Genomic DNA, 2,915 nt, shown 5'->3' with positions numbered 1-2,915 from the left:
CTCGCCGGCGCGGTGGCCGAGCTGCCGCGCGTCACGGCCAAGGCCGGCGACCTGGTCGCCGACCTCATGGTCGGCTCGGGCCTGGTGGCGTCCAAGGGCGCCGCGCGCCGCGCGATCGCGGAGGGCGGCGCCTACGTGAACAACGTCAAGGTGACGTCCGACGACGCCGCACTCGGCACCGAGGACCTGCTGCACGGCCGGTACGCGGTGCTCCGCCGGGGCAAGAAGACGCTGGCGGTCGCAGCCTCGGAGTGACCTCCTGACCACACCGGTGCCGGACGGCGGCCGTCTGCTGAGAAGCGGGCGGCCGCCGTTTCGTCTGCTCGGACGAGCTGCCCTGATCTGTCCCTCGAATCAGTGAAGTCGGATCTTGCCCGATTCCGGGCAAGAAGTTGTCGTTCGGTCGCAGGATGCGCGAGGCTCGGCGACATGAGGACGTCTTCCGACCTCGTCGCCCAGGTGGCGGCGACCACCGGACTCACGCCTGCCGAGGCGGCGCGCGTGATCGGCGACGTGGTCGCCTACTACGCCGAACCGGTGGAGGACGTCGTCCGGCGGCGGCACGCCGAGCTGAAGACGCACGGGGCCAAGAACCCCGAGATCTTCGCGCGGATCGCCGCCGAGCTCGAGCAGCGGGTCGTCGCGGCGCCCCGCCTCAGCGAGCGGCAGCTCCGCCGGATGATCTACGGCTGAGTCCGCCCGACCATCACTTCGAAGGAGCACCAACATGTGTGGAATCGTCGGTTACGTCGGGGCCCAGAACGCGGCCCCGCTGCTGGTCGAGGCGCTCGGCAGGCTGGAGCACCGCGGGTACGACTCGGCGGGTGTCGCCGTCGTCGGCTCGCAGCTGAAGGTCACCAAGCGCGCCGGGCGGGTCCGTGACCTGGCCGACGTGCTGCCGAAGCGCACCTCCGGGCGCGTGGGCATCGGGCACACCCGCTGGGCCACGCACGGTCCCGCGACCGACGTGAACGCCCACCCGCACACCGATGCGAGCGGCACGGTGGCGGTGGTGCACAACGGCATCATCGACAACGCCGCCGCGCTGCGCGCCCGCCTGACCGACCAGGGGGTGGAGCTCGTGAGCGACACCGACACCGAGGTGTTCGCCCATCTCGTGGCCCTGTCGGGAGCGGACACCCTGGAGGGCAAGGTCGTCGACGCGCTGGACGCGGTGGAGGGCACCTACGGCCTCGCCGTCGTGCACGCGGGTTTCCCGGACCGGGTCGTGGTGGCGCGCAACGGCAGCCCGCTGCTGGTCGGCGTGGGCGAGAAGGAGATGTTCGTCGCCTCGGACCTGGCCGCCCTCGTACGGCACACCACCACGGTGGCCCACCTCGCCGACGGCGAGCTGGCGACCGTCACTGCGGCGGGCTTCACCACGTTCCGCCGCGACCTGACCCGCACCCAGACGACGGCGAGCGAGGTCGACGTCGACCCCAGCGCCTACGAGCACGGGCAGATCGACGGCCGGCCGCGCATGTACACGGAGATGCTGGAGCAGCCGGCCAGCGTGGAGCGCGCGCTGCGCGGCCGGCTCGACGAGCGGTTCGCGACCGCGCACCTGGGCGGCCTCGAGATGGACGCCCGCGAGCTGCGGGCCGTGCGCCGCGTCAAGATCCTGGGCTGCGGTTCGGCGTACTACGTGGGCCAGATGGGCGCCTCGCTCGTCGAGGAGCTCGCCCGCGTACCCGCCGACGCCGAGGCGGCGAGCGAGTTCCGGTACCGCGATCCCGTGATCGAGCCGGACACCCTGTACGTCGCGGTGAGCCAGTCGGGCGAGACCATCGACACGCTGCTGGCGGTCGAGGAGATCAAGCGCAAGGGCGGCCGCGTGATCGGCCTGGTCAACGTGGTCGGCTCCGCCATCGCCCGGGCCTGTGACGGCGGGATCTACCTGCACGCGGGGCCGGAGATCGCCGTCGCCTCCACCAAGGCGCTCACCACGATGTACGTGGGCTTCGCGCTCCTGGCCCTCCAGCTCGGCCGGGTACGCGACCTCTCGGTGGCCGACGGGCGCAGGCTCGTGGCGGGCCTGCAGGCCCTGCCCGCCCAGATCGAGCAGGTGCTCGACGGCGAGGAGCGGATCGCGGAGGCCGCCAAGTCGCTGGCCGCGGCCGAGAGCCTGTTCTTCGTGGGCCGGGTGCGCGGGTACCCGGTGGCGCGCGAGGGCGCGCAGAAGTTCAAGGAGATCAGTTACCGGCACGCCGAGGCGTACCAGATGTCCGAGCTGAAGCACGGGCCGCTGGCGCTCATCTCGTCCGACGTGCCCACGGTCGCGATCGTGCCGGACGACGAGCTGACCGACCGCAACGTGGCTGCCCTCCACGAGATCGCCGCGCGCGGTGGCCCCCTGGTGGTCGTGACGCACCCGGGCGTGGACCTGGGTGAGCTGCGTGCGGAGCGCATCGAGGTGCCGCGCAACGAGCGGGAGCTCGACCCGCTGCTGCTGACGGTGCCGCTGCAGCTGCTGGCGTATCACGCGGCGCTGTCGCTGGGGCACGACGTGGACAAGCCGCGGAACCTGGCGAAGTCCGTCACCGTGGAGTGACGGCGCCTGTCTCCGGTTGGGCTCCTCGGGCACCGGACGGGCTCGGGGAGCCCCATCGCCGGCTGATTTTGCGTGGACCGCGATGGCTGTGTACTGTTCCGGTTGTTCGCCCGACAGGGAGAGACGGACAGGAGCGCGGAGAGCGTGACTGGCCGGTCCCGGGGCGGAAACCACCTCAAGACTTCAGAGGGCTTCGTGCGCTCTAGAACGAGGGTGGGCTTGCCGGACAGGCACCCCGAGGTATGGATCCTGAACAGGATGCTTGCGCCGGGGAGCGTGGTAGGGTAAGTTACAGAGGTTGCCTCCGAACGAGGATGACGCGGTCAGGCCGCGGTTCTCTCGGATGGTTTCCCTTCCTCTGCGG

General features: G+C 71.4%; 2 protein-coding genes and 1 pseudogene. All 3 read left to right on the top strand.

Going from position 1 to position 2,915, the window contains the following annotated elements; translation table 11 throughout:
* Positions 1–255 (top strand): annotated as a pseudogene (locus tag PROKR_RS13190) (tyrosine--tRNA ligase); the annotation flags it as partial.
* Positions 256–429: 174 nt separating this feature from the next.
* Positions 430–693: a hypothetical protein gene (locus tag PROKR_RS13185; RefSeq protein WP_036963958.1), complete on the top strand. Its 264-nt coding sequence runs from the start codon at positions 430–432 to the stop codon at positions 691–693.
* Positions 694–727: 34 nt separating this feature from the next.
* Positions 728–2,551 carry a glutamine--fructose-6-phosphate transaminase (isomerizing) gene (gene glmS, locus PROKR_RS13180; protein ID WP_036963956.1) on the top strand — a complete coding sequence of 608 codons (1,824 nt, stop codon included), beginning with the start codon at positions 728–730 and terminating at the stop codon, positions 2,549–2,551.
* Positions 2,552–2,915 lie beyond the last annotated feature (364 nt).

The organism is Promicromonospora kroppenstedtii DSM 19349 (assembly GCF_000515355.1).
GTDB lineage: Bacteria > Actinomycetota > Actinomycetes > Actinomycetales > Cellulomonadaceae > Promicromonospora > Promicromonospora kroppenstedtii.
The sequence above is the reverse complement of the archived record's forward strand: the minus strand, read 5'-3'. Positions and strand labels throughout refer to the sequence as shown.